The sequence below is a fragment of the Klebsiella sp. KP20-425-1 genome, assembly GCF_025813515.1.
In the GTDB taxonomy this organism is placed as follows: domain Bacteria; phylum Pseudomonadota; class Gammaproteobacteria; order Enterobacterales; family Enterobacteriaceae; genus Klebsiella; species Klebsiella pneumoniae.
In genome coordinates, this window is the sequence record NZ_CP109614.1 from 3,416,589 (window position 1) to 3,441,739 (window position 25,151).

Annotated in this window: 26 protein-coding genes; 11 read left to right on the plus strand and 15 right to left on the minus strand. The window is 58.1% G+C overall.

Going from position 1 to position 25,151, the window contains the following annotated elements; translation table 11 throughout:
• The first annotated feature begins 35 nt into the window (after positions 1-35).
• The 3 genes from ltaE to OHJ17_RS16880 all read left to right on the plus strand — a co-directional run bounded on the left by ltaE (position 36) and on the right by OHJ17_RS16880 (position 3,591).
• Positions 36-1,037 (plus strand): low-specificity L-threonine aldolase, encoded by a 1,002-nt coding sequence (ltaE, locus tag OHJ17_RS16870; protein WP_267302435.1) that lies wholly within the window; start codon positions 36-38, stop codon positions 1,035-1,037.
• 10 nt (positions 1,038-1,047) lie between these two features.
• Entirely contained in the window at positions 1,048-2,490 is a 1,443-nt protein-coding gene (locus tag OHJ17_RS16875) for an SDR family oxidoreductase (RefSeq protein WP_004183514.1), read from the plus strand.
• An 87-nt stretch (positions 2,491-2,577) separates the two neighbouring features.
• Complete coding sequence (locus OHJ17_RS16880) at positions 2,578-3,591, plus strand: NAD-dependent epimerase/dehydratase family protein (protein ID WP_002896399.1); 1,014 nt, start codon at positions 2,578-2,580, stop codon at positions 3,589-3,591.
• Here the strand turns inward: OHJ17_RS16880 and OHJ17_RS16885 are convergent.
• Together OHJ17_RS16885 and OHJ17_RS16890 are read right to left on the minus strand one after the other, a co-directional pair.
• The gene (locus OHJ17_RS16885) at positions 3,588-4,418 is read right to left on the minus strand and encodes an N-acetylmuramoyl-L-alanine amidase (protein ID WP_004209681.1); all 831 of its coding nucleotides are present in this window, start codon (positions 4,416-4,418) and stop codon (positions 3,588-3,590) included. The genes OHJ17_RS16880 and OHJ17_RS16885 overlap by 4 nt on opposite strands.
• A gap of 31 nt (positions 4,419-4,449) precedes the next feature.
• Positions 4,450-5,589 carry a GGDEF domain-containing protein gene (locus OHJ17_RS16890; protein ID WP_004176708.1) on the minus strand — a complete coding sequence of 380 codons (1,140 nt, stop codon included), beginning with the start codon at positions 5,587-5,589 and terminating at the stop codon, positions 4,450-4,452.
• Positions 5,590-6,466: 877 nt separating this feature from the next.
• Between OHJ17_RS16890 and OHJ17_RS16895 the strand changes: the two genes are divergently transcribed.
• From OHJ17_RS16895 to artJ, 6 genes are all read left to right on the plus strand, one after another.
• Positions 6,467-6,982, plus strand: a complete 516-nt coding sequence (locus OHJ17_RS16895) for a lipoprotein (RefSeq protein ID WP_002896394.1) — start codon at positions 6,467-6,469, stop codon at positions 6,980-6,982.
• Positions 6,983-7,208: 226 nt separating this feature from the next.
• Positions 7,209-7,937 (plus strand): arginine ABC transporter ATP-binding protein ArtP, encoded by a 729-nt coding sequence (artP, locus tag OHJ17_RS16900; RefSeq protein ID WP_002896392.1) that lies wholly within the window; start codon positions 7,209-7,211, stop codon positions 7,935-7,937.
• A 20-nt stretch (positions 7,938-7,957) separates the two neighbouring features.
• On the plus strand, positions 7,958-8,689 hold the full coding sequence (artI, locus tag OHJ17_RS16905) for an arginine ABC transporter substrate-binding protein ArtI (protein WP_002896390.1): 732 nt from the start codon (positions 7,958-7,960) through the stop codon (positions 8,687-8,689).
• Between the two features lie 6 nt (positions 8,690-8,695).
• Positions 8,696-9,412, plus strand: coding sequence for an arginine ABC transporter permease ArtQ (gene artQ, locus OHJ17_RS16910; RefSeq protein WP_032432846.1), 717 nt, complete (start codon positions 8,696-8,698; stop codon positions 9,410-9,412).
• A complete protein-coding gene (gene artM, locus OHJ17_RS16915) occupies positions 9,412-10,080 on the plus strand; it encodes an arginine ABC transporter permease ArtM (protein ID WP_004141917.1) in 669 nt (222 codons plus the stop codon). The genes artQ and artM overlap by 1 nt, the downstream gene beginning before the upstream one ends.
• A gap of 183 nt (positions 10,081-10,263) precedes the next feature.
• Complete coding sequence (gene artJ, locus OHJ17_RS16920) at positions 10,264-10,995, plus strand: arginine ABC transporter substrate-binding protein ArtJ (protein ID WP_002896384.1); 732 nt, start codon at positions 10,264-10,266, stop codon at positions 10,993-10,995.
• An 86-nt stretch (positions 10,996-11,081) separates the two neighbouring features.
• On the opposite strand, the gene OHJ17_RS16925 is transcribed toward artJ, so the two are convergent.
• The 12 genes from OHJ17_RS16925 to OHJ17_RS16980 all read right to left on the minus strand — a co-directional run bounded on the left by OHJ17_RS16925 (position 11,082) and on the right by OHJ17_RS16980 (position 22,203).
• Positions 11,082-12,554 (minus strand): sensor histidine kinase, encoded by a 1,473-nt coding sequence (locus OHJ17_RS16925; RefSeq protein WP_032432844.1) that lies wholly within the window; start codon positions 12,552-12,554, stop codon positions 11,082-11,084.
• On the minus strand, positions 12,551-13,267 hold the full coding sequence (locus tag OHJ17_RS16930) for a response regulator transcription factor (RefSeq protein WP_004183506.1): 717 nt from the start codon (positions 13,265-13,267) through the stop codon (positions 12,551-12,553). The genes OHJ17_RS16925 and OHJ17_RS16930 overlap by 4 nt, the downstream gene beginning before the upstream one ends.
• Positions 13,268-13,345: 78 nt before the next feature.
• Positions 13,346-14,473 carry a 23S rRNA (uracil(747)-C(5))-methyltransferase RlmC gene (gene rlmC / locus OHJ17_RS16935; RefSeq protein ID WP_002896378.1) on the minus strand — a complete coding sequence of 376 codons (1,128 nt, stop codon included), beginning with the start codon at positions 14,471-14,473 and terminating at the stop codon, positions 13,346-13,348.
• A gap of 41 nt (positions 14,474-14,514) precedes the next feature.
• Positions 14,515-15,003, minus strand: coding sequence for a YbjO family protein (locus OHJ17_RS16940; RefSeq protein WP_002896376.1), 489 nt, complete (start codon positions 15,001-15,003; stop codon positions 14,515-14,517).
• Between the two features lie 57 nt (positions 15,004-15,060).
• Complete coding sequence (gene potI / locus OHJ17_RS16945; RefSeq protein WP_002896372.1) at positions 15,061-15,906, minus strand: putrescine ABC transporter permease PotI; 846 nt, start codon at positions 15,904-15,906, stop codon at positions 15,061-15,063.
• On the minus strand, positions 15,903-16,856 hold the full coding sequence (gene potH / locus OHJ17_RS16950; RefSeq protein ID WP_002896371.1) for a putrescine ABC transporter permease PotH: 954 nt from the start codon (positions 16,854-16,856) through the stop codon (positions 15,903-15,905). The genes potI and potH overlap by 4 nt, the downstream gene beginning before the upstream one ends.
• Before the next feature lie 10 nt (positions 16,857-16,866).
• Positions 16,867-18,000 carry a putrescine ABC transporter ATP-binding subunit PotG gene (potG, locus tag OHJ17_RS16955; RefSeq protein WP_002896370.1) on the minus strand — a complete coding sequence of 378 codons (1,134 nt, stop codon included), beginning with the start codon at positions 17,998-18,000 and terminating at the stop codon, positions 16,867-16,869.
• A gap of 163 nt (positions 18,001-18,163) precedes the next feature.
• A complete protein-coding gene (gene potF / locus OHJ17_RS16960) occupies positions 18,164-19,276 on the minus strand; it encodes a spermidine/putrescine ABC transporter substrate-binding protein PotF (protein WP_002896368.1) in 1,113 nt (370 codons plus the stop codon).
• A 348-nt stretch (positions 19,277-19,624) separates the two neighbouring features.
• Positions 19,625-20,104 carry a type III secretion system chaperone family protein gene (locus tag OHJ17_RS16965; protein WP_002896365.1) on the minus strand — a complete coding sequence of 160 codons (480 nt, stop codon included), beginning with the start codon at positions 20,102-20,104 and terminating at the stop codon, positions 19,625-19,627.
• Between the two features lie 88 nt (positions 20,105-20,192).
• On the minus strand, positions 20,193-21,095 hold the full coding sequence (gene rimK / locus OHJ17_RS16970) for a 30S ribosomal protein S6--L-glutamate ligase (protein WP_002896363.1): 903 nt from the start codon (positions 21,093-21,095) through the stop codon (positions 20,193-20,195).
• A 114-nt stretch (positions 21,096-21,209) separates the two neighbouring features.
• Positions 21,210-21,932 (minus strand): nitroreductase NfsA, encoded by a 723-nt coding sequence (gene nfsA / locus OHJ17_RS16975; RefSeq protein WP_032432843.1) that lies wholly within the window; start codon positions 21,930-21,932, stop codon positions 21,210-21,212.
• Positions 21,916-22,203, minus strand: a complete 288-nt coding sequence (locus tag OHJ17_RS16980) for a YbjC family protein (RefSeq protein ID WP_004179132.1) — start codon at positions 22,201-22,203, stop codon at positions 21,916-21,918. The genes nfsA and OHJ17_RS16980 overlap by 17 nt, the downstream gene beginning before the upstream one ends.
• Before the next feature lie 202 nt (positions 22,204-22,405).
• On the opposite strand from OHJ17_RS16980, the gene OHJ17_RS16985 reads away from it, so the two are divergent.
• Complete coding sequence (locus OHJ17_RS16985) at positions 22,406-22,669, plus strand: GrxA family glutaredoxin (protein WP_002896352.1); 264 nt, start codon at positions 22,406-22,408, stop codon at positions 22,667-22,669.
• 6 nt (positions 22,670-22,675) lie between these two features.
• Here the strand turns inward: OHJ17_RS16985 and ybjM are convergent, their stop codons facing one another.
• Positions 22,676-23,059, minus strand: a complete 384-nt coding sequence (gene ybjM / locus OHJ17_RS16990; protein ID WP_002896351.1) for an inner membrane protein YbjM — start codon at positions 23,057-23,059, stop codon at positions 22,676-22,678.
• Positions 23,060-23,325: 266 nt separating this feature from the next.
• On the opposite strand from ybjM, the gene OHJ17_RS16995 reads away from it, so the two are divergent.
• A complete protein-coding gene (locus tag OHJ17_RS16995) occupies positions 23,326-25,011 on the plus strand; it encodes an aspartate:alanine antiporter (protein WP_004179131.1) in 1,686 nt (561 codons plus the stop codon).
• The last annotated feature ends 140 nt before the right edge of the window (positions 25,012-25,151 follow it).

Below are 25,151 nucleotides of genomic sequence, written 5' to 3' on the forward strand. Positions count from 1 at the left end.
AGAAGCAATACGTTGAAGCAGACCAAGGAAAAGCCGTGATCGATTTACGCAGTGATACCGTTACCCGTCCCGGGCGCGCCATGCTGGAGGCCATGATGGCCGCCCCGGTCGGGGACGATGTGTATGGCGGCGACCCTACCGTCAATGAACTGCAGCGCTATGCCGCCGACCTGGCCGGCAAAGAAGCGGCGCTATTTCTACCCACTGGCACCCAGGCCAACCTCGTTGGCCTGCTCAGCCATTGCCAGCGCGGCGAAGAGTATATCGTCGGCCAGGGGGCGCATAACTATCTGTACGAAGCCGGCGGCGCGGCGGTCCTCGGCAGTATTCAGCCGCAGCCGATCGACGCCGCGGCGGATGGTTCGCTGCCGCTGGATAAAGTGGCGGCGAAAATCAAACCCGACGATATCCATTTTGCCCCCACCCGCCTGCTGAGCCTGGAAAACACCCATAACGGTAAGGTGCTGCCGCGCGACTATCTGCAGGAAGCCTGGGCGTTTACCCGCCAGCGCAATCTGGCGCTGCACGTCGACGGCGCACGCATCTTTAACGCCGTGGTGGCCTACGGCTGCGAGTTACGCGATATCGCCCAATACTGCGACTCCTTCACCGTCTGCCTGTCAAAGGGGCTTGGCGCTCCGGTAGGCTCGCTGCTGCTCGGCAGCGAGGCGTACATTCGCCGCGCCGTCCGCTGGCGGAAAATGGTCGGCGGCGGGATGCGCCAGGCGGGCATCCTGGCCGCCGCCGGGCTGTACGCGCTGAAAAATAACGTGCAGCGCCTGCAGGAGGATCATGACAACGCCGCGTGGATGGCGGAGCAGCTGCGCGCTATCGGCGCCGACGTCACCCGTCACGATACCAACATGCTGTTCGTTCGCGTCGGCGAAGAGCAGGCCCCGGCGCTCGGCAAGTTTATGCAGGCGCAGGGGGTATTGATTAACGCCTCGCCTGTTGTCCGTCTGGTCACTCACCTGGATGTCAACCGTCAGCAGCTGAGCGAGGTGGTCGCCCACTGGCAGGCTTTTTTACAACGCTAAGGAGTCAGGCGTGTCGCAATCAGTTCTGGTGCTCGGCGCCAGCGGCTATATTGGCCAGCATTTAGTGCGCGCATTAAGCGCGCGGGGCTATCCGGTGCTGGCGGCGGCACGCCATATCGACCGATTGCAAAAACTCGCTTTGCCCGGCGTTACCTGCCGGTCAGTCGATCTCAATCAGCCGCAGGACCTGCCTGCGCTACTCACCGGTATCGATACCCTTTATTATCTGGTCCACGGCATGGGCGAAGGCGGTGATTTTATCGCCCATGAGCGGCGGGTGGCGACGTATGTGCGCGATGCCCTGCGTCAGTCATCAGTGCGCCAGGTGATATTTCTCAGTTCGCTGCAGGCCCCGGCGCAGGAGCAGTCCGACCATCTGCGCGCTCGTCAGATTACCGGCGATCTCCTGCGTGAGTCGGGCGTGCCGGTGACCGAGCTGCGGGCCGGGATTATCGTCGGCGCCGGCTCCGCCGCCTTCGAGGTGATGCGCGACATGGTTTATAACCTGCCGGTGCTAACCCCTCCGCGCTGGGTACGTTCGCGTACCACCCCTGTCGCGCTGGAAAACCTGCTCGTTGACCTGGTTGAGCTGCTGAATCATCCCTCCGACATGCACCGCGTCTTCGAAGCCGCCGGTCCGGAGGTGTTAAGCTATCAGCAGCAGTTCATTCGCTTTATGGCCGTCAGCGGTAAACATCGCCCGCTCATTCCCATTCCCCTGCCGACGCGCTGGATCTCGGTGTGGTTCCTCAATGTCATCACCTCGGTGCCGCCGACCATCGCCAAGGCGCTGATTCAGGGGCTGAAGCACGATCTAATCGCTGACGATCGGGCGCTGCGGGCGCTGATCCCGCAAACGCTGATCCCCTTCGATCAGGCGGTTCGCCGCACGCTGAAAGAAGAAGAGCAGTTAGTAAACTCCAGCGACTGGGGCTACGACGCTCAGGCTTTCGCCCGCTGGCGACCGGAGTACGGCTACTATCCGAAGCAGGCAGGTTGCACCGTCGCCACTCAGGCAAGCCGCCAGGCCCTGTGGCAGGTCGTTAACCAAATCGGCGGGGAAGAGGGGTATTTTTTCGGCAATCTGCTGTGGAAAACCCGCGGCGCGATGGATCTGCTGGTCGGCCACCGGCTGGCCAAAGGGCGGCCGCAGCGCGCTTATCTGCAAACCGGCGATACGGTCGACAGCTGGAAGGTAATTATCGTGGAGGAAGAAAAACAGCTCACCCTGCTATTCGGTATGAAAGCGCCCGGGCTGGGCCGATTAAGCTTTACCATTAACGATAAAGGCGATCGTCGTGAACTGGACGTGCGCGCCTGGTGGCACCCGCACGGTATGCCAGGCCTGATCTACTGGCTGCTGATGATCCCGGCGCACCTGTTTATTTTCCGCGGTATGGCGCAACGCATCGCCCGGCTGGCCGAACAAATCTCAGGCAGAGTCGAAGGATAAGCGTTATTCTTTCATGATTCTCATTGCATAGTCGGGAGAATCACGGAAAAATGCGCACGAAATTCTTTTCTGGGACAGTAGAGTGATATGAAGGTACTGGTTACCGGTGCGACCAGCGGATTAGGCCGCAACGCAGTGGAATATCTGCGCAACAAGGGCATCAGCGTGCGAGCGACCGGGCGCAACGAAGCGATGGGCAAGCTTCTGAGCAAAATGGGGGCGGAATTCATCCCGGCAGATTTAACCGAGCTGGTCTCTTCGCAGGCTAAAGTGATGCTCGCCGGTATCGATACCCTATGGCACTGCTCCAGCTTTACCTCGCCATGGGGCACTCAGCAGGCTTTCGATCTCGCTAACGTCCGCGCCACCCGTCGTCTGGGCGAATGGTCAGTGGCATGGGGAGTGCGCAATTTCGTCCATATCTCTTCGCCATCGCTCTATTTTGATTATCACCATCATCGTGATATCCAGGAAGATTTCCGTCCACACCGCTTCGCCAACGAGTTTGCCCGCAGCAAGGCGGCCAGCGAGGAGGTGATCAACCTGCTGGCGCAGGCTAACCCGCATACCCGTTTTACCATTCTGCGGCCGCAGAGCCTGTTTGGGCCGCACGACAAAGTCTTTATCCCCCGGCTGGCGCAAATGATGCAGCATTATGGCAGCGTCCTGCTCCCGCGCGGCGGCAGCGCGCTGGTCGACATGACCTATTATGAAAACGCCGTACATGCGATGTGGCTGGCGAGCCAGCCGGCCTGCGATCATCTTCCCTCCGCCCGCGCGTGGAATATCAGCAACGGCGAACCGCGCACCTTGCGGAGCATCGTGCAGAAATTGATCGACGAGCTCGGCATCAAATGCCGGATCCGCTCAGTTCCCTATCCGATGCTGGATATTATCGCCCGCAGCATGGAGCGCTTTGGCGATAAAACCGCCAAAGAACCCGCGTTTACCCACTACGGCGTCTCCAAGCTTAACTTTGATTTTACGCTCGATATCACCCGCGCGCAGGACGAGCTGGGCTATCAGCCGGTGGTGACGCTTGACGACGGCATCGTGCGCACCGCCGCCTGGCTTCGCGACCACGGTAAACTACACCGCTAACCCTGGCCATATTTTTCTAACAGCGCCTCGGCTATCGCTTCGGTTTGCGCATCCGCTACCCCATCCCAGCGCTGCGGACGGAAGTGCATCTGGAAGGCGATAATCACCCGCTTCTTCTGCGCGGGGGTCATCTCCGGCGTCACCTGATAGCCATAGCGCGAGAGCAAATCCAGTACGATTTCGGGGTCCACTGGCTCGCTGGCCGGCCGCCCGTTGAGATAAAAGGCCACCCGTTGCTCGTCAGGCCAGGCGCCGATCCCCTGCTGCGCCAGCTGTTGCCAGGGGAATAACGGCCCCGGATCGTCTTTGCGCTGCGGGGCGATATCCGCATGGGCGACCACATTCTGCGGCGCGATGTGGTAGCGGGCGATGATATCGCGCGCCAGCGGGATCAGAGCCGCAATCTGTTCCGGATGAAAGGGGGTAAAACTTTTGACGCCCGCCGTCTTCTGCCAGCCGCGGTTCTCCAGCTCAATGCCAATGGAGGTATCGTTAATGCGCGTACTGCCGCGCCAGTAGCTTACCCCGGCGTGCCAGGCTAAATCCTCTTCCGGCACCAGCTGCCAGATCCGCGGTTTATGCTGATAACGCGGGGGCTGTTCAGGAATTAAATAGTGGGAGCTGACCTCTTTATCGGTCAACGTGGCCAGCGAGACATCAAAATTGTCAGCCGTATAGTGGATCACTAACACCTTTATTCGCGGATAGGCAGCCTGCGCCGGATGACGGGTGTCCAGCTGGTATCCGTCGCGATCGATAATGCCCTTTTCCCCAGCGCAGCCGGTTAGCAGCAGCGCCAGCAGCACGATCCGCATCATCCGTTTCATCCCTTCTCCCTTGCCCGGCAGCGTCTCCGGGTTAATAAGACCATTGATTACGTCCTTTATTTTTCGCCTGATACAGCGCACTGTCCGCCCGGGCGATCAGCGTCTCTATCGGGACCGTGCCATCGGAGGCGACGATCCCGATACTCACGGTGACCTCCGACGCCACCGCCGAAGCGGCGTGCGGTAGGCCTGCCTCGCGGATCTTCTGCTGAATACGCTCGGCAATAGCGGTGGCATGCGCTAAGGACACCCCGGGCAACACGACGACAAACTCTTCGCCGCCGTAGCGAGCCACCAGATCGCCCTCAGCCCGGACCGCCATTTTAAGCACCTGCGCGACAGAAGATAAGCACTCATCACCAGCCTGATGGCCATAGCGATCGTTATAGCGCTTAAAATAATCGACATCGATCATCATCAGCGCCAACGGCGTTTTTTGCTGCCAGATCGCCGCCAGGTAAGCATTGAGCGCCCGACGGTTAGCGGTTCCGGTTAAGGCATCCTGGTTGGCGATACTTTCCAGCCGCTGAATAAGCTGCATATTCTCCTGGTGGGTATCCCAGGCTTCGTCATACCAGCGCTGCAAAATACGTCGGCCATACAGCAAAATCGCGGTAAAAATGGCCCAGAGGATCAAAAAGCGGATCTCGGTGTGATAGTGGAGCTGTATTCCCGCCAGCAAGGCGGTCACCCATAGCGGCAGCATAAAAGCGGTTATGCCGGGCCAATGGTGATACAGCGCGGTGAGGCCGGTAGTCATTAATATCACCAGCAGCGGCCAGGCAAAGGGCAAGGTCCAGAAAAAAATAAAACAATAATTACTCAGGGACCAGCACAGACTGAGCGCCAGCAGCAGCCCGGTGATGATATTCAACGTATATCGTCCCTGCGCCAGTCGCGGCGTGAGGGCAATAATCACTAAAATGGCCGAAATGATAATAACCGCAATCAACGCCGCTTCGATATAAGGAATAACCGCCCGGTGCGTCAGTAGCCTCTTATCAAAATAGGTAAAGATAAAATTGCGGAAGAAAATCATTAACGCAAAAGCGATATTGACAAAGGCCAGCCAGGGCATACTCATGGACAGCGCATGGCGCTGGACATTATCTCTGGTGGCCCACAACGCGGCTCGCTGCTGCCGGGCGCGCTCTCGCTTATTTGTTAACATCTTAACTCCCTGGTGACCTGCATGACCATGGGCGCAGCCCCTGCTTTTCTATATGATAAACCATGTTACCGGGAATGTCTGTCAGCGCCCTATCCCCTCAGCTCCGGCCTCTCAGGGTGATTTTCAGCTAACGACCGAAGAAAATAGCCTGGTCCGCTCCCGATGGGTAACCGGCTCAAAAAACAAGCATCAGCACTGCGAAATACGTCATCTTTTCGCTAAAAAGCGTTAACTAACCGTCATTAAATTGCAGCATTTTGCTTACAAAAAGCAGTGTGAGTTCAATCTGAATCATTCATTGGTGAATGCAAACAAGAGCATGATGATAGCGAGATAAACAATAGGGGCTAAGAATATTAAATATGCAGCTTTAGTGGCAGGTACAGCATTGTTTTAAGCGGCCAATGCCGTCTCCGCAGAAATTTTAACAAAACAGCTTTTGATAAAGTCCATACGCAATATACCAAAATCGGCGCCATTTCCTCTACTGGTCAAACCGCATCCAACGATGCCCGTGAAGAGCTGATTAAAAAAACAAATGAACAAGGGGGGCGTCATTGTCCCGTCCTTCGGTAATACGGATAAAAAAATGCACGTCGCCACTCGCATCTATAAGAAGAAATAATTACCCTTATCTTTCAAGAGCCATTTCCCTATTTTACGGGGTAATATTTCTTGTTCACGGGAAAATTAAGTTTATTTTTATACTGCCCTGCCTTTTAGCGCCTGACGGAATTCTGTCATCCCCGTGCCGATTTCCCGCCCTAAGGCTGTAGCCACATCAAGGTCTTAGCTCTTTGCGTCAAGTACAATCCGCACGCTATACGCTATGCTTTAACGGAAACTGAAAACGTAGTTCGCTTATAAGGAAATCATCATGCGCTACAAACTTTTTGCTGTACTTCTCCCTTGCGCGCTGGCGCTCAGCGCCTGTACGACCGTCACCCCGGCCTATAAAGATAATGGCACCCGCAGCGGCCCCTGCGTCGAAGGCGGCCCTGACGACGTAGCGCAAAAATTCTACGACACCCAGATCCAGAATCGTACTCAGGATCCGGCGGCGCTGCGCCCCTATCTGAGCGACGGCCTGGCGCAGTTACTCAATGACGCCCGCCAGGATCCCGCCAACAGCAAATTACTGCAGGCTAATCCGTTCTCCAGCAGCAGCACCCCGGCAGACAGCGCCGTGGTCGCCAGCGCCTCCACCATCCCGAACCGCGATGCGCGCAATATTCCGCTGCGCGTCGATCTGAAACAGGGCACCCAGAGCTGGAAAGATGAAGTGCTGATGATCCAGGAAGGCCAGTGCTGGGCCGTCGATGACGTTCGCTATCTCGGCAACAACAGCCATGCGCCAGCCGGGACGCTGCGACAGAGTCTGGAGAAACGCTGATTCCGGAGTTGAAGCGACGCCGCTGAAACGATAACCCCGGTAAAATGTCGGTATTCGCCCCAGGAATGCCGACATTTGCGCCCCCCTCACCCACCAGGCCATATTTTGTGCTAACTTTAAAGCTAAACGTGGTTTAGATTTAACTTTTAACGCATAAATATTGCATAACTATTCTGCCAAAGGTAGTATTTGCGGCCTCAATAGCTATTCGTATCAGACTGCCCAGATGAGTATTAAACTAAACGGCATTAATTGCTTCTACGGCGCACACCAGGCGCTGTTCGACATCACGCTGGATTGCCCGCAGGGGGAAACGCTGGTGCTGCTCGGCCCCAGCGGTGCCGGGAAGAGCTCGCTGCTGCGCGTACTCAACCTGCTGGAGATGCCGCGGTCCGGTTCGTTATCCATCGCCGGTAACCAATTCGACTTCACCAGAGCGCCGTCCGATAAAGCGATTCGCGAGCTGCGTCAGAACGTCGGCATGGTCTTTCAGCAATACAACCTGTGGCCGCACCTGACGGTACAGCAGAACCTGATCGAGGCCCCCTGCCGCGTACTGGGGTTAAGCAAGGATCAGGCGCTGGCTCGCGCAGAGAAGCTGCTGGAGCGCCTGCGTCTGAAGCCGTACAGCGATCGTTACCCGCTGCATTTATCCGGCGGCCAGCAGCAGCGGGTGGCCATCGCCCGCGCGCTGATGATGGAGCCGCAGGTTCTGCTGTTCGATGAGCCTACCGCGGCGCTCGACCCGGAAATCACTGCCCAGATCGTCAGCATCATCCGCGAGCTGGCTGAAACCGGCATTACCCAGGTTATCGTCACCCACGAAGTTGAAGTGGCGCGCAAGACGGCCAGCCGGGTGGTGTATATGGAAAATGGCCATATCGTCGAGCAAGGGGATGCCTCCTGCTTCACGCATCCGCAAACTGACGCGTTTAAAAACTATCTTTCACATTGATGTTTTTCGGGGAAATGACGATGAAAAAAGTACTGATTGCCGCCCTGCTCGCAGGCATGAGCCTCTCCGCTTCCGCCGCGCAGACCATTCGTTTCGCCACCGAGGCCTCTTACCCTCCGTTTGAGCTGGTGGACGCCAACAACCAGATCGTCGGTTTCGATGTCGATCTGGCGAACGCGTTGTGTAAAGAGATCGACGCCACCTGTACCTTCACCAACCAGGCCTTTGACAGCCTGATCCCGGGACTGAAATTCCGCCGTTTCGACGCGGTCATGGCCGGGATGGACATCACGCCGGAGCGTGAAAAGCAGGTGCTGTTCTCTACCCCGTATTATGACAACTCGGCGCTGTTCGTCGGCCAGCAGGGTAAGTTCACCAGCATTGACCAGCTGAAGGGCAAAAAAGTGGGCGTGCAGAACGGCACCACCCACCAGAAATTCATCACCGATAAACATCCGGAAATCACTACCGTGCCTTACGACAGCTACCAGAATGCGAAGCTGGACCTGCAGAACGGTCGTATCGACGCGGTCTTTGGTGACACCGCCGTGGTGACCGAATGGCTGAAGAGCAATCCGAAGCTGGCGGCCGTGGGCGATAAAGTGACCGACAAAGCCTATTTCGGCACCGGGCTGGGCATTGCCGTACGTCAGGGCAACACCGACCTGCAGCAGAAATTTAACGCTGCGCTGGAAAAAGTGAAGAAAGACGGCACTTACCAGACCATCTATAACAAATGGTTCCAGAAGTAAGACTGAATGAACGCAATTTTTCCATTAGCAAGCGCCGCCGGGATGACCGTCGGCCTTGCCGTTTGCGCGCTCGTCATCGGCCTGGTCCTGGCGATGCTCTTTGCGGTACTGGAGTCAGTGAAATGGCGCCCGGTAGCCTGGCTTGCAACCGGCATAGTGACCATCCTGCGCGGGCTACCGGAAATTCTGGTGGTGCTGTTTATCTATTTCGGCTCTTCCCAGCTGCTGCTGACGCTCTCTGACGGTTTCACCATCCCGCTCGGGTTCACGCAGATCCCGGTCCAGATGCAGATTGAGAACTTTGACGTCAGCCCGTTCCTCTGCGGGGCGATCGCCCTGTCGCTGCTGTATGCCGCTTACGCCTCGCAAACGCTGCGCGGCGCGCTAAAAGCGGTTCCGCAGGGCCAGTGGGAGTCCGGCCAGGCGCTGGGGCTGTCGAAAGCGGCCATATTCTTCCGTCTGGTGATGCCGCAGATGTGGCGCCATGCCCTGCCCGGCCTCGGTAACCAGTGGCTGGTGCTGCTGAAGGACACCGCGCTGGTGAGCCTGATCAGCGTCAACGATCTGATGCTGCAGACCAAAAGCATCGCCACCCGCACTCAGGAACCCTTTAACTGGTATATCATTGCGGCGGCAATCTATCTCGTCATCACCCTGTTGAGTCAATACATCCTTAAGCGGATTGACCAGCGTGCGACGCGCTTCGAACGGAGACCAGGCTGATGCTCGACTATTTACCCGAACTGCTGAAAGGACTGCATACCAGCCTGACACTGACCGTGGCGTCGATTATCGTGGCGCTGATCCTGTCGCTGATCTTCACCATTATCCTGACCCTGAAGACGCCGGGGCTGGTATGGATAGTTCGCGGCTATATCACCTTGTTTACCGGTACGCCGCTGCTGGTGCAGATCTTCCTGATCTACTACGGCCCGGGACAGTTCCCTTCGCTGCAGGAGTATCCGTGGCTGTGGCATCTTATCTCCGAGCCGTGGCTGTGCGCCCTGATCGCTCTGTCGCTCAACAGCGCCGCCTACACCACTCAGCTGTTTTATGGCGCCATCCGGGCGATCCCCGACGGGCAATGGCAGTCCTGCAGCGCGCTGGGGATGAGTAAAAAGGATACTCTGGCGATCCTGCTGCCGTACGCCTTTAAGCGTGCGCTATCGTCCTATTCCAACGAAGTGGTGCTGGTTTTCAAGAGTACCTCTCTGGCCTACACCATCACGCTGATGGAAGTGATGGGCCACGGCCAGCTGCTGTACGGACGCACCTACGACGTGATGGTGTTCGGCGCCGCCGGGATTATCTATCTCATCGTTAATGGACTGCTGACGCTGCTGATGCGCCTGGTGGAACGCAAAGCGCTGGCCTTCGAGCGACGTAGCTAGCACCAGAGCATATTGCATAAAAAGCAAACAGCAAGGCGGACAAGTCTAACACCTGTCCGTCTTTTTTTATGCCTATAAAAATATTTAATCAAATTTATTGCATATAAATTCATTTAATGGCATTGTCACTCTATGCCGCAGACACGGTGAATAATCATAAGATAGACAGACGGGAGTTCCACGATGAAAAAGTTAGTTCTGGCTGCACTGCTCACCTCTTTCGCGTTCGGCGCCGCTGCCGCGGAAAAAATCAGTTTTGGCGTCTCCGCAACCTATCCGCCGTTTGAATCGATGGACGCTAATAACCAGATTGTCGGCTTTGATATCGATCTGGCCCACGCGCTGTGCAAACAAATGCAGGCAGAATGTACCTTTACCAACCACGCGTTTGACAGCCTGATCCCGGCGCTGAAGTTCAAGAAATATGATGCGGTGATTTCCGGAATGGATATTACGCCGGAGCGGAGCAAGCAGGTGGCCTTCACCGACCCGTACTACGCCAACTCGGCGCTGGTGATCGCCAAAAAAGATGCGTTCCATTCTTTCGATGACCTGAAAGGCAAACGGATCGGCATGGAAAACGGCACCACCCACCAGAAATATCTGCAGGATAAGCATCCTGAGGTGAAGACCGTCGCCTATGACAGCTACCAGAATGCGATTATCGATTTGAAAAATGGCCGTATCGACGGCGTGTTCGGCGACACCGCGGTGGTCAACGAATGGCTGAAAACTAACCCGCAGCTGGGGGCAGCCACGCCGAAAGTGACCGACCCGCAATACTTCGGCACCGGACTCGGCATTGCCGTGCGCCCGGATAACAAGGCGCTGCTGGAGAAACTGAACGCCGCGCTGAAAGCGATTAAGGCCGACGGTACCTACCAGAAAATTAGCAACCAGTGGTTCCCGGAGTAACTTTTTTCGCCGGGTGGCGCTGCGTTTACCCGGCCACCGCTCTTCCCCGTTGGCCGGGTAAGGCGTAGCCGCCACCCGGCGATTTCTCAAAGTGGCACGAAGAACCTGAACCGCGCCCCGCTTACCGACTCCACCAGTCTGATATCGCCCCCGTGCAGCTCCAGCATTCGTTTCACAATCAGCAGTCCTAACCCGCCGCGATCCTCCCGCGATGCCTGGGTTGACAACGCCGACGGCCGCTGGAACAGATCGTCGCGCAGCGCGGCATCGACGCCCGCTCCGTTGTCTGCCACTTCGACCTGAAGCTGTTGATTCTCCTGCCAGACCGCCAGACGGATCTCCCCGCCGATGGGAGTATGCCGCATCGCGTTATCGAGCAGGTTGGTCACCACCCTCTCAATCATCGACACATCGGCGTTAATCAGCGGCAGCGGTCCCGGTACATCAATATGCAGGTTCACCTCGCGCGTGCGGGCAGTTAATTCAAACTTCTGCGCCACGTCGGAAATCAGCTCCCCCATCGCGAAACGCTCGCGCTGCGGCTTAATGCCTCCATGCTCCAGTCGCGCCAGCTCAAACAGCTGCTGCGAGAGATGGCGCACTTTGTTCCCCTGGCGCAGGGCGATGGTGAGATACTGCCTGCGCTCCTCGGCGGTCAGCCATTCATCCTTCAGGGTCAGCGTTTCCAGATACCCCAGCAGCGAAGTCAGCGGCGTGCGCAAATCGTGAGAGATATTGGCCACAAATTCACGGCGCTGGCGATCGCTGTCGGCCAGCCGATCCCACTGATCGGCAATCTGCCGGGCAAGGTCAATAAAGCGGTTCTCGAGCACCGCCACCTCGTTACCAGGCCGGGGCTCCGGCCTGCGGGCCGCCAGGGTTTTGATGGCGCTGATGCTGTCCTGGCCGCTCGCCGCCACCTGGGCGGTGAGCAGGCGGACCGGCCGGGTGACCCAGAACCATGCCAGCCCCCCTGCCAGCAGGCCAAACAGGGCCACCAGCAGCAGCGTCCACAGAACAATGCTCCACAGCGTTTTTTGCCAGGCGTCGGCCGCCAGCTGATTAAACGTCTCCCCCTGCAAAATGATATACAGGTAGCCGCGCAGTTGGCCGTCGACGCGCAGCGGGGCGGCGCTGAAGACTTTTCGTCCGTCGGGACTGCGCGGATCGTCGCCATACACCGGCGACGCACTGCCGGTGAGAAAAGCCTGCACCGGCGCCATGTCGATACGCTGGCGCTGGATATGGCCCGGCGGCGCCGCATCGGCCAGCAGGTCGCCATCCGGCGACAGCAGATAGAGCTCCACGCTGGGATTAAAGGTCATCAGTCGGTCAAACAGCGATTTCAGGGTTTGCCGGTTGACCTCGCCGTGGGCGTCCAGCAACGGCTCGCGGGCGACAATCTGTTGAGCCAGCCCGGACGACAGACGCTGCACCATGGCGTTGCCATACTGCGCGCTGCTGTGTAACTGGACGGCGCATACCGCCACCGCGCATAGCATCAGCAGGGAAACCACCACCAGCGCCAGCCGCTGGCTGAGGCTCAGGCGGCGGATCACGGGACGGCCTCTTGCGTCACCGGGGCGAACTTATAGCCTTTTCCCCAGACGGTAAGAATGATGTCCGGCTCGGCCGGGTCACGTTCGATTTTACTGCGCAGGCGGTTGATATGGGTATTGACGGTATGCTCATAGCCCTCGTGCTGATATCCCCAGACCTGCTCCAGCAGCGCCAGCCGGGAAAACACTTCCCCGGGGTGGCGGGCGAAGTAATACAGCAGGTCGAATTCACGCGGCGTGAGGTCCACCGTCTCGCCGCGCAGCTTCACTTCGCGCGACAGCGGGTCGATGCTCAGGCCATGGCAGGACAGGCGCCCGGCGTCCATCAGCAGATTCTGCCCCATCGCCTCCTGGCGACGAAACAGCGCTTTGACGCGGGCGATAAGCTCCAGCAATGAAAAGGGCTTCGCCAGATAGTCGTCGGCGCCCATCTCCAGGCCCAGCACGCGGTGCATTTCGCTGGTGCGAGCGCTGATGATAATCACCGGCAGGTAGCGGGTCATCTGGCGGATACGCCGGCAGATCTCCAGACCATCGACGCCGGGCAGCATCAAATCGAGGATCACCGCATCCCAGACCTGCGTCTCCAGCCGGGCGAGGGCCTGGCCGCCGTCGGCTTCATGGACGATCTGATAGCCCTCATCCTGAAGATTGAGCCGCAGCAGCGTGGCTATATCCTCGTCATCTTCCACCAGCAGAATGGTTTTGGCCATTAGATTCCCCCCACCAATAACAAAACATGCTGCCTCAAGCTTACCCGATTTCAGCGGCGCAAAGCCTTCACATTTTGTTTAAACTTCGCGGACCAGCAGGGTCAGCACTTCGTAGTGGGCGGTGTGGGGGAACATATCAAACAGCTGGACCCGCTCAACGCGATAGCCGCTAAGACGAGCGATATCGGTCGCCATGGTGCGGGCGTTACAGCTGGAATAGATAATATAGGGCGGCGCCATGCGGCTTAAATAGTCGCATAGTTCAGCGCCAATACCGCGGCGCGGCGGGTTAACCAGCACCAGCTGCGGGGCATCCGCTTCGTGAGTGGCGAACTGCGTGGAGTCCAGCGCCTGAAAATGCAGATTGCTGAGCCCCAGCTGCGCGGCTGACTGTCTGGCGCAGGCGATGGCTTCCGGGGCGATCTCGATACCGGTCAGGCGCATCGTCGGCGTCGCGCAGTGCAGGCCAAATCCCCCAACGCCGCAAAACAGATCCCACATATGCTGGACCGGCAGCGCGCGCACCCAGTCGCGGGCCGTGGCGTACAGCCGGCTGGCTACCGCCGGATTGGTCTGAAAGAAGCTTTGCGGGCGGATCCACAGCGGCACCCCATTAAAGACCTCCCCCAGCGCCTGCTGTTCGGTGAAGAAGATCTCCTGCTCACCTTCCATGATTGCCATATGCACCGGCTGGATATTCGCCGTGATCACGCTGAGCTGCGGCAGCTGTGCCTGTAGCCACGGCAGCGCGGCGCGCAGCTGAGCTACCTTGGCCTCTGAGCGCAGCACGAAGCGCAGCATCATCTCCCCCTGCTGGCTGGCGGTCAGCAGCAGGTATTTCAGCTCCCCGCGTTTGCGCGCGACGTTGTAAGGTGTTAACCCGGCGCGGGCGATAAAGGGCTTCAGGGCAGCAAAAACCGGGGCAAATTCGGCGGGATAGAGCGGGCAGTCGGTGAGGTCCACCGGAGTGCCATCGCGGTGCAGCATCCCCAGCAGCGGACGCTCAACGCTGCCGCTGACCACCATTTTAGCCTTGTTACGGAAAGCCGCCTCCGGCCCGCTGACCGGCTCGCCCCAGGCTGCGACCGGGATCGCCGCCAGCAGCGTGCGCAGATCGGCCATTTTATCGGCGAGCTGTTGCGGGACCGGCCGCTCCAGCCATTGACAGGAGCGGCAACGGCCGGCGTCGTAGAGTGCGCAATGCATAATTGACCTTCAAAAATCCAGGGGCGGGGATTGTATCACCGTTATTGCAGGCGGAAAAAGCGACGGCAGTTCGCCGGCACGAACAGCAGCGTCAGAACCAGCAGATCCGGCAGTTTTTGCATCACCAGCGAGTGGAAAATTTCTCGTTTTGATTCCCCGGGAATGCTGAACAGCTCCGGATACCCGTAGCCCAGCGATGCCGCCCACAGGTAGCCGGCAGCGATAATCTGCGTCAGCAGATAGATCCAGCGCGCCCAGTTGCGCCCTTTCACCAGCGAGAAGGCGCACCAGATCTCGATAAACACCAGCGCCAGGCTGCCGAGGAAGACCAGCGTCAGGTTCCAGGTCTGAACGCTGCGGTGTATGAATTCGTTCAGCCCCTGCAGGCCCAACAGATTGAGGATCATCAGCAGATCCAGGCCGCGAATCAAAATAATAGCAAAGGCCGCCACCTGCACCAGCGCAGGGACGTTAAGGCGGGCATGCGATGAGCGAGTTTTCGTAAACAATCCCAACGTAATGTCTTCCATGAAAACGGCGCCACAGGGTGGCGCCGACCGGAGGCTGCTGTACCGATTTTAGGTGGTTCAGCCTTGTCTTGCACGCTGGATATCGCGCACTCGCTGCTTTTCTGCGCGGGCCATCAAATACCAGGCGATAAAACCAACAATACCGACCACGCCGAGGATGAGCGTCGCCAGGGCGTTGATCTCCGGGTTGACCCCCATGCGCACGCTGGAGAAGACCAGCATCGGCAAGGTCGTGGCCCCGGGACCGGAGACAAAGCTGGCGATCACCAGGTCATCCAGCGACAGCGTGAAGGCCAGCAGCCAGCCGGAGATCACCGCCGGCATAATCATCGGCAGCGTGATGACGAAGAAGACCTTCAGCGGCGCGGCGCCAAGATCCATCGCCGCCTCTTCAATAGAGTGGTCCAGCTCGCGCAGGCGCGAGGAGATCACCACCGCCACGTAGGCGGTACAGAAGGTGACATGCGCCAGCCAGATGGTCAACATGCCGCGGTCCGACGGCCAGCCGATGGCATGTCCCAGCGCCACGAACAGCAGCAGCAGCGAGAGACCGGTGATCACGTCCGGCATGACCAGCGGCGCGGTGATCATAAACGCGAAGCCGTTGGAGCCGCGAAAACGCCCAAAGCGCACCATCACCACCGCGGCGATGGTACCGAGGATCGCCGCCGCCGTCGCCGCGCAGGCGGCGATGGTCAGGCTCAATCCTACCGCGCTCATCATCGCATCATCGTGGAACAGTTCGCTATACCAGCGCGTCGACCATCCGGCCCAGACCGTTACCAGCTTCGAGCTGTTGAACGAGTAGATCACCAGCATAAGCATCGGGGCGTAGAGGAAGGTGAACCCGAGCACGAGGATCAGAATGCGCCACGGCGAGCGTACTACCGGCAAGTCGTTCATCCCTGCTCTCCCATCTGTTTTTGCTGGTGCTTGTGGAACCACATGATCGGCACGATCAGCAACAGCAGCATGACAATCGCCACCGCCGAGGCGACCGGCCAGTCGCGGTTGTTAAAGAACTCCTGCCACAGCACGCGGCCAATCATGATGCTGTCCGGCCCGCCCAGCAGTTCCGGGATCACGAACTCGCCTACCGCCGGGATAAACACCAGCATGGAGCCGGCGATAATGCCGCCTTTGGTGAGCGGGACGATCACCTGGAAGAAGGTCTTCAGCGGCCGGGCGCCGAGATCCAGCGAGGCCTCCACCAGCGAATAGTCGATGCGGGTCAGCGCGGTGTAGATAGGCAGCACCATAAACGGCAGATAGGCATACACGATACCGATGTACACCGCCAGGTTGGTGTGCAGGATCTCCAGCGGCTGATCGATAACCCCTAACCACAGCAGGAAGTTATTCAACACCCCGTTGCTCTTCAGCAGCCCCATCCAGGCATAGACGCGGATCAAAAACGAGGTCCAAGACGGGAGGATCACCAACAGCAGCAGAATATTACGCGTCGACGGCTTGCTGTGCGCCACCGCCCAGGCCAGCGGATAGCCCAGCAGCAGGCAGCAGATCGTCGAGATACCCGCCACCTGCAGCGACTGGAGATAAGCTTCAAAATAGAGCGGATCGTCAGTCAACTGCAGGAAGTTGGCAAAGTTAAGCGTCAGCGTCAGCTGGCCGTCCGCCCACTCCATCAGCTCGGTGTAGGGAGGGATCGCCCGCGCCATCTCGGCAAGACTTATCTTGAACACGATCAGGAACGGTAGCATAAACAACAGGATCAGCCACAGATAGGGCAGCGCAATCACCAGCTTGCGGCCATGCGCCATCTGCAGGCGCGCCGCCCACAGCGCGAAGCCGCCCGGTTTTTTCGCCCCTGACGGGGATTCAACGGTATTCATCGCCCTCTCCTCACACCGTCAGCACAACGCAGCTGTCAGCATCCCAGCATAAACGCACCTCATCGCCCCAGGTGGGCGTCCCTTTCCGATGGCGGTGTTCATTCTGCAGCTGGGCGCTGATCATCTGCCCGCTTTGCAGGCGCACATGATAGATAGAGAGATCCCCCAGATAGGCGATATGAATCACCTCGCCGACGGCAAAATTGTAGCCGTCCGCCGGCGGTTCATCGCACAGCATGATCTTCTCCGGACGCAGCGCCACCCAGACCGGCACGTTGTCCACCACCGAGGCGTCGGGGTCGACCTTCAGCGGATGCATCAGTCCCGGGGAGCTTAGCACCAGACCGTCTTCCAGACGCTCCTTCACCAGCCCTTCAAAGACGTTCACCGAGCCAATAAACTCGGCGCTGTAGCGGGTGGTCGGGTGCTCGTAAATCTCTTCCGGTTCGCCAATCTGCACAAACTTGCCGCGATTCATGATGGCGATACGGCCCGCCATGGTCATCGCCTCTTCCTGATCGTGGGTCACCATCACGCAGGTCACGCCAACGCGCTCAAGAATATCCACCACCTCGAGCTGCATGCGATCGCGAAGCTTTTTATCCAGCGCCCCCATCGGTTCATCAAGCAGCAGCAGCTTGGGCCGTTTCGCCAGGCTGCGCGCCAACGCGACGCGCTGCCGCTGGCCGCCTGAGAGTTGGTGCGGCTTACGTTTGGCAAACTCCTGCATATGTACCAGGGCCAGCATCTCCTGCACCCGGGCGGTGATTTCCGCCTTAGGCAGGCGGTCCTGCTTCAGGCCGAAGGCAATATTCTGCTCAACGGTCATATGGGGAAACAGGGCATAGGACTGGAACATCATATTAATAGGCCGCTGATAGGGCGGCACGCGCGCCAGATCCACGCCGTCGAGCATAATCTGCCCGGCGGTCGGTTGTTCAAAGCCCGCCAGCATGCGCAGCAGCGTCGATTTCCCGCAGCCTGACGCGCCCAGCAGAGCAAAAATTTCGCCTTTGTAGATAGTGAGACTGACGTCGTCGACCGCATGCTGGCCATCAAACGACTTGGTTAAGTTACGGATTTCCAGTAGCGGGGTCAGCGCTTTGGGGGCTTTCGCCTGTGGGCGGGGCATTACGTCGTTCAATCGGGTGCTCTCCGGCAAAAAAACGATCACCATATGGTCCGGTGCCATACTTCGTGCTTAACAGTGCATTTGCACCATCCTGGTGCTTCTGCTCGCCGGGCGCGCTGCTATTTCCCGGCGAGTGCAGATCTGATTTGGCCCGTATTCGACGGGCCGTCAGGAATTATTTGCCGCTCTTCACTTTGGTCCACGCGCGGGTGCGCACGCGGTCAATCTTCGGATCCTGCACCTTCAGCGTGAACAGTTTGGCGAACACATCCGCTGGCGGATAAATCGCCGGGTTGTTACGGATAGTCTCGCTGACCAGCGGCGTGGAAGCCTTGTTGCCGTTGGCGTAGAACACCTGGTCGCTGATTTTGGCGATGACGTCCGGACGCATCAGATAGTTAAGGAACTGATAGGCTTCATCTTTATTCTTCGCGTCGGCCGGCATGGCAAAGACGTCAAAGAACGCCAGCGCGCCTTCCTTCGGAATAAAGTAGGAGACATTGACGCCGTTCTTCGCCTCTTTCGCGCGGTTGGCCGCCTGCCAGACGTCCCCTGCCCAGCCGATCGCCACGCAGATGTCGCCATTGGCAAGGTCGTTAATATATTGCGAAGAGTGGAAGTAGCGAATGTTCGGCCGCAGCTTCAGCAGCAGATCGGTCGCCGGGCCGGTGTAATCATCCGCTTTGCTGCTGTTCGGATCTTTGCCGAGGTAGTTCAGCACGGTGGCGAAAATCTCTTCCGGCGCGTCGAGGAAGGAGACGCCGCAGCTTTTCAGTTTTTCGAGGTTCTCCGGCTTCAGCACCAGATCCCAGCTGTCCACCGGCGCATCTTTGCCGAGAACGGCTTTCACCTTATCCACGTTGTAGCCAATGCCCGTCGTCGCCCACAGGTAAGGCATGGCGTATTTATTCTCCGGGTCATGCTTGGCGACCAGCTTCAGCACTTCGGGGTCAAGGTTCTTCCAGTTGGGCAGCTTACTTTTATCCAGCGGCTGGAACACGCCCGCCGCCAGCTGGCGTTCGAGGAAGCTTGCCGACGGCACCACCAGGTCGAAACCGGTGCTACCCGCCATTAATTTGCCTTCCAGCACTTCGTTGGAATCAAAAACGTCATACACCACTTTAATCCCGGTCTCTTTTTCGAAATTCGCTACCGTGTCCGGCGCGATATAATCAGACCAGTTATAAACATGCAGGGTTTTTTGTTCGGCGGCGAGCGAACCGGCAGAGACGGCCATCAGCGCACCCGTAACCAGACCTGTTAACCATTTTTTACCAAAGGCGGTCATATCTCTTTTCCTTCTCAACGCCCGTTAACTTACGGGCTCAAATATACGCATTTCTACGCATGCAAAAATCATGCATATTTTTTCATTGCCTGAGAAAAGGAGAGCGGATCTCTCCCGGAGTGGTTGCTCGCAACTGGAAGCATCGTCAGAATAACTGTAGCCAGAATAAGAGGCTATAGCCCAGGTAAAAAAACGCCTTTTATCAAATTTTTATGCAATAACGGTCTACGTGATAAGCCAAAACGGCCTGAATGGCGGTGAATAATGCTTTAAAGAAAGGTTAAATGCAGAATAAAAGCGGGTAATACGCAGCCGCTGCGGTAGTGGCTGCGCTAATTTTAGGCAGGTTTAGTGAAGAAAATGGTATTGCACGTTTTCCGCCGCAGGCTCTTCTTCTTCGCCTTTGTACAGCAACTGATTTGCGCCAGCTTCGAGGATTACCATCGAGATCTGCTCTTCGCTTTGGCGGAAGAACCAGGCGAACTGCTCCATGGTCACCCCTGGGCCGATAGACAGCGACTGGCAAACCACCAGCTTGGGCAAATTATCGTCCTGAATGTCGATAAACGCCTTCACGGTTAACGAGCTGGCGTTGATGGCCGAGAGATCCGCCGACAGCGCCAGCAGGGCAGACGGCTTCACCTCCGCCAGGGCGGAAAAGAGCACCACGTTGTCCACCAGGTCAATTTTGGCATCAAAAATACCGTCGAAATTCTGCATATGCGGCAGGTGCAATGCCTGACAGGAATCGCACTCAAAAAAGCTGATGCCGATTTCGTCCAGCCAGCGACGTAGCGTATCCAGACCTGGAACGACCAGTGAATCCATAGTGCCTGTGACCTCTTACAGTGGAAAAACGACGCCATAGCTTACGCAAAAAAAGCGCCGCATACCATGGCCGTCTTGCATCCGGCGGTTAGCCGCCTATTTTCAAACAGAATTCCGGCGTCGCCTGGCGCTCGATCCAGGCGATCATCTTGCCGGCGACATCCACGCCGGTGGTGGTTTCCACCCCTTCCAGCCCCGGCGAGGCATTCACCTCCATCACCAGCGGCCCGCGGGCGGCGCGTAAAATATCGACACCGGCGGCGTCCAGCCCGAGAGTTTGCGTTGCCTTGATGGCAATGGCCCGCTCCTCGTCGCTAATCTGCGCCACCGTGGCCATGCCGCCGCGGTGCAGGTTAGAGCGGAAATCCCCCTCTTTCGCCCGCCGCTCGATCGCCGCCACCACCTCATTGCCGACCACCAGGCAGCGGATATCGCACCCTTTCGCTTCGGCAATGTATTCCTGCACCAGAATATGAGCGTTCAGTCCGCGAAAGGCGTCGATCACGCTCTCCGCCGCCTGGCGGGTCTCCGCCAGCACCACGCCGATCCCCTGGGTGCCCTCCACCAGCTTCACCACCAGCGGCGCGCCGCCCACCATGGCGATCAGATCGCTGGTGTCATCCGGGGAATGAGCGATGCCGGTCAATGGCAGATCGATGCCCTGGCGCGCCAGCAGCTGCAGCGAGCGCAGCTTATCGCGAGCGCGGGTGATGGCGACCGACTCATTCAGCGGATAGCTTCCCAGGAGCTCAAACTGGCGCAGGGCCGCGGTGCCATAGTAGGTGATCGCCGAGCCAATGCGCGGGATCACCGCATCAAAGTGCGGCAGCTGACGCCCTTTGTAGTGGATCGACGAGGCCACCGGGCTGACGTTCATATAACAGGAAAGCGGATCGAGGATCTCGATCTGATGACCGCGCTGTTGCGCTGCTTCGCGCAGGCGCCGACATGAATAAAGCGTTCCATCCCGGGATAATATGGCAATTTTCATCCTGCACCTCTGCGAAAAGACCCGCTCTGGCGGGCCTCAGCTATCGAACACACTTTCACCTTTCCTGCGGCCGGCGGCGGATATCACCTGGCCGGAGCAGCAGTGTACACGTAATCAGCGCGTTGCCCACCCCTGCTTATGCAGATAGTCAAGAATAAACGGACGACTCTCTTTCACGATAGTGCGCCGGATATGGTCGCTCCAGGTATCGCGGCGGGCGTTGCTGCCGCGCGACAGATAATAGTGCGCCAGCTGTTCGTCATACTCCGCCAGCAGCGCGTTATCCAGCGGCTGATAGCGGTTCTCATGCACCAGCATGGCCGCCGGCATCCGCGGCTTGATATCCGGGTTATCCGCCGGCCAGCCAAGGCAAAGACCGAACAGCGGCAGGACGTGCTGCGGCAGCTCCAGCAGCTCTGTGACGGCCTCAATGCTGTTGCGCAACCCGCCGATATAGACGCCCCCTAGTCCGAGGGACTCGGCGGCGGTCAACGCGTTTTGCACCAGCAGCGCCGTATCGACAACGCCGATCAGCAGCTGTTCCGCCAGCCCCAGCTGCGCCTGTGGGCAGATCTGCAGGTGGCGATTAAAGTCGGCGCAGAAGACCCAAAACTCCGCTGCCTGGGCGACGTGCTGCTGGCCGCCGGTCAGCGGGACCAAACGTTCACGCAGGGCCGGGTCAGTAATACGGATGATGGAGGTGCACTGTAAAAAACTCGAGGTAGATGCCGCTTGCGCGCTGGCGATAATCTCTGCGCGCTGTTCGTCGCTCACGGGGGCATCGGTGAAGTGGCGGATGGAACGGTGGCTGCGCAGCAGCTCAATGGTCGGCGTCATTACGTTTTTCTCTGTCAGACAAGGATTCAGGCTTTGGAGAGTGCGTTAACTGCGGGGCCACGATCTGCGCCATCCGCCACATAACGACGAGGGCGGCGGGGATCATCAGCACGATCCCGGCAAAGAGCATCACCAGCGCCGCGGTCGGGCTGGCAATGGGCGCAGGCAGCTGGACATACTGGTTAAGGGAGAGCCAGGCGAGGGTTAACAGCCCCATCCCGAGGATCTCAACCAGCAGTATGCTTTTCGGCAATGGGGCAAATTTTCGCATCACGCCTCTCCGGTTGATAAACGCGGCGCGCCAGCCAATTCCACCGCGCCGTCGGGCCAGTATACGGGTTTTGACAGTCCGACATTTATCAAACATAGCCGTAAACCATCGAAGTAAAAGGCAGAACCTTCTTTCCCTCCCCGCCCGTTGCAGGCATCATAAGCGCCATTCGCCATCCGGCTGAGGTTTAAGGAGAGAAGCAATGTTTACCGTTATTTTTGGTCGTCCAGGCTGCCCTTACTGCGTTCGCGCTAAAGAACTGGCAGAAAAACTGACCAACGAGCGTGATGATTTCAACTACCGCTACGTGGATATTCATGCCGAAGGCATCAGCAAAGCTGACCTGGAAAAAACCGTTGGCAAACCGGTTGAAACCGTGCCGCAGATTTTCGTCGACCAGAAACACATCGGCGGCTGCACCGATTTTGAAGCCTGGGCAAAAGAGAATCTCGGCCTGTTTGCCTGAGTCAATTTATTTGCTCGATGAATGACTGCGCCAGGTATCAAGCCAGGCGCAGATAAACAAAAAGCACAATGCCCCAAGCGCGCACCAGAACACGGCGCTCAACACCCACGCCATCTCCTGCCAGAACGTCCGGTGGGTCACGAAGAACAGCCGCATCGTCACCATGCAGACCGGCGCCGCCAGTATCGCGCCGAGCAAAGGACGCAGCACCCGCCGTCCGGGAGAGAGACAGCTCGCCGCCGCCCCTGGCAGCAAAAAGAAGAGCAGGCCCAGCTCCGGGTTGCCGCTGGCGCGAAATGCCCCTTTCATATGTAACAACAACGATAAGCACACCACAATGAACAGAACGAAGCCACAGATAATGCCGGCCCAACTACGCTCAGATTTCACCGTATCCTCCTGATGTTGCCTCTAACTCACGTCCACGTCGCCCAGTCAGATAAAGCATTTCGGCAATCCATGCCAATAACTCCCCTACCAGCCTAAAAACGATTGTCACTAGCCGCCGCATCCAGGAAGGATTAAACTAGCGGTATATTTTTGCTGGTTATAACAGGGTGCCAGAATAGGTTCGCGACAACGCGAACGCCTGAGCAACCTTAGACCAAATAACCATTTCCTTCAACAACTTACTAGTAAATGAGAAGTTGGCTTTCGTGAATATAAACGTCGCAGATTTGTTAAACGGGAATTACATCCTGTTATTATTCGTTGTACTTGCATTAGGACTATGCCTGGGAAAACTGCGTCTCGGCTCAGTACAACTTGGTAATTCCATTGGCGTTTTAGTCGTTTCTCTATTATTAGGCCAGCAGCATTTCGCGATTAACACCGATGCCCTTAATCTCGGCTTTATGCTGTTTATTTTTTGCGTTGGCGTAGAAGCCGGGCCCAACTTTTTTTCTATTTTTTTCCGCGACGGGAAAAACTACCTGATGCTGGCGCTGGTGATGGTCGGCAGCGCGATGCTGATCGCCATGGTGCTGGGTAAAGTGTTCGGCTGGGATATCGGGCTCACCGCCGGTATGCTGGCAGGCGCCATGACCTCCACCCCGGTGCTGGTGGGCGCGGGCGACACCCTGCGCCATTTCGGCCTGCCCAGCGATCAGCTGGCGCAGTCGCTTGACCATCTGAGCCTCGGCTATGCCCTGACCTATCTGGTTGGTCTGGTGAGCCTGATCGTCGGCGCCCGCTATATGCCCAAGCTGCAGCATCAGGATCTGCAGACCAGCGCCCAGCAAATCGCCCGCGAGCGCGGCCTCGATACCGATTCCAAACGTAAAGTCTACCTGCCGGTGATCCGCGCCTACCGCGTCGGCCCGGAGCTGGTGGCCTGGGCGGATGGCAAAAATCTGCGCGAACTGGGTATTTACCGCCAGACCGGCTGCTATATTGAACGCATTCGTCGCAACGGCATTCTGGCCAACCCGGACGGCGACGCGGTGCTGCAGATGGGTGACGATATTGCGCTGGTGGGTTACCCGGACGCCCACGCCCGCCTCGACCCGAGCTTCCGCAACGGTAAAGAGGTGTTCGACCGCGATCTGCTCGACATGCGCATCGTCACTGAAGAGATTGTGGTCAAAAACCACAACGCCGTCGGCCGCCGCCTGGCGCAGCTCAAGCTTACCGACCACGGCTGCTTCTTAAACCGGGTTATTCGCAGCCAGATCGAGATGCCTATCGACGATAACGTCGTACTGAACAAAGGCGACGTGCTGCAGGTCAGCGGCGACGCCCGCCGCGTAAAAACCGTGGCCGACCGCATCGGCTTTATCTCCATTCACAGCCAGGTGACCGATCTGCTGGCCTTCTGCGCCTTCTTTATCGTTGGCCTGATGATCGGCATGATCACCTTCCAGTTCAGCTCCTTCAGCTTCGGCATCGGCAACGCCGCCGGCCTGCTGTTCGCCGGCATCATGCTTGGCTTCCTGCGCGCCAACCACCCAACCTTCGGCTATATCCCGCAGGGGGCGCTGAACATGGTGAAAGAGTTTGGTCTGATGGTGTTTATGGCCGGGGTCGGTCTCAGCGCCGGGGCCGGGATCAATAACGGGCTGGGCGCCGTCGGCGGCCAGATGCTGGCGGCAGGGCTTATCGTCAGCCTGGTGCCGGTGGTGATCTGCTTCCTGTTCGGCGCCTACGTGCTGCGCATGAACCGGGCGATGCTGTTCGGCGCCATGATGGGGGCCCGCACCTGCGCCCCGGCGATGGAGATCATCAGCGATACCGCGCGCAGCAATATTCCAGCGCTCGGCTACGCAGGCACCTACGCCATCGCCAACGTGCTGCTTACCCTTGCCGGGACGCTCATCGTGATCATCTGGCCAGGGCTACAATAATTTTTTGAGAAAAAAGCCGTCACAGGCAGAACTTTTTCTCAGGGCATCAGTCATAAGTAATGCCACTGCTTTTCTTTGATGTCCCCATTTTGTGGAGCCCATCAACCCCGCCACTTCGGTTCAAGGTTGATGGGTTTTTT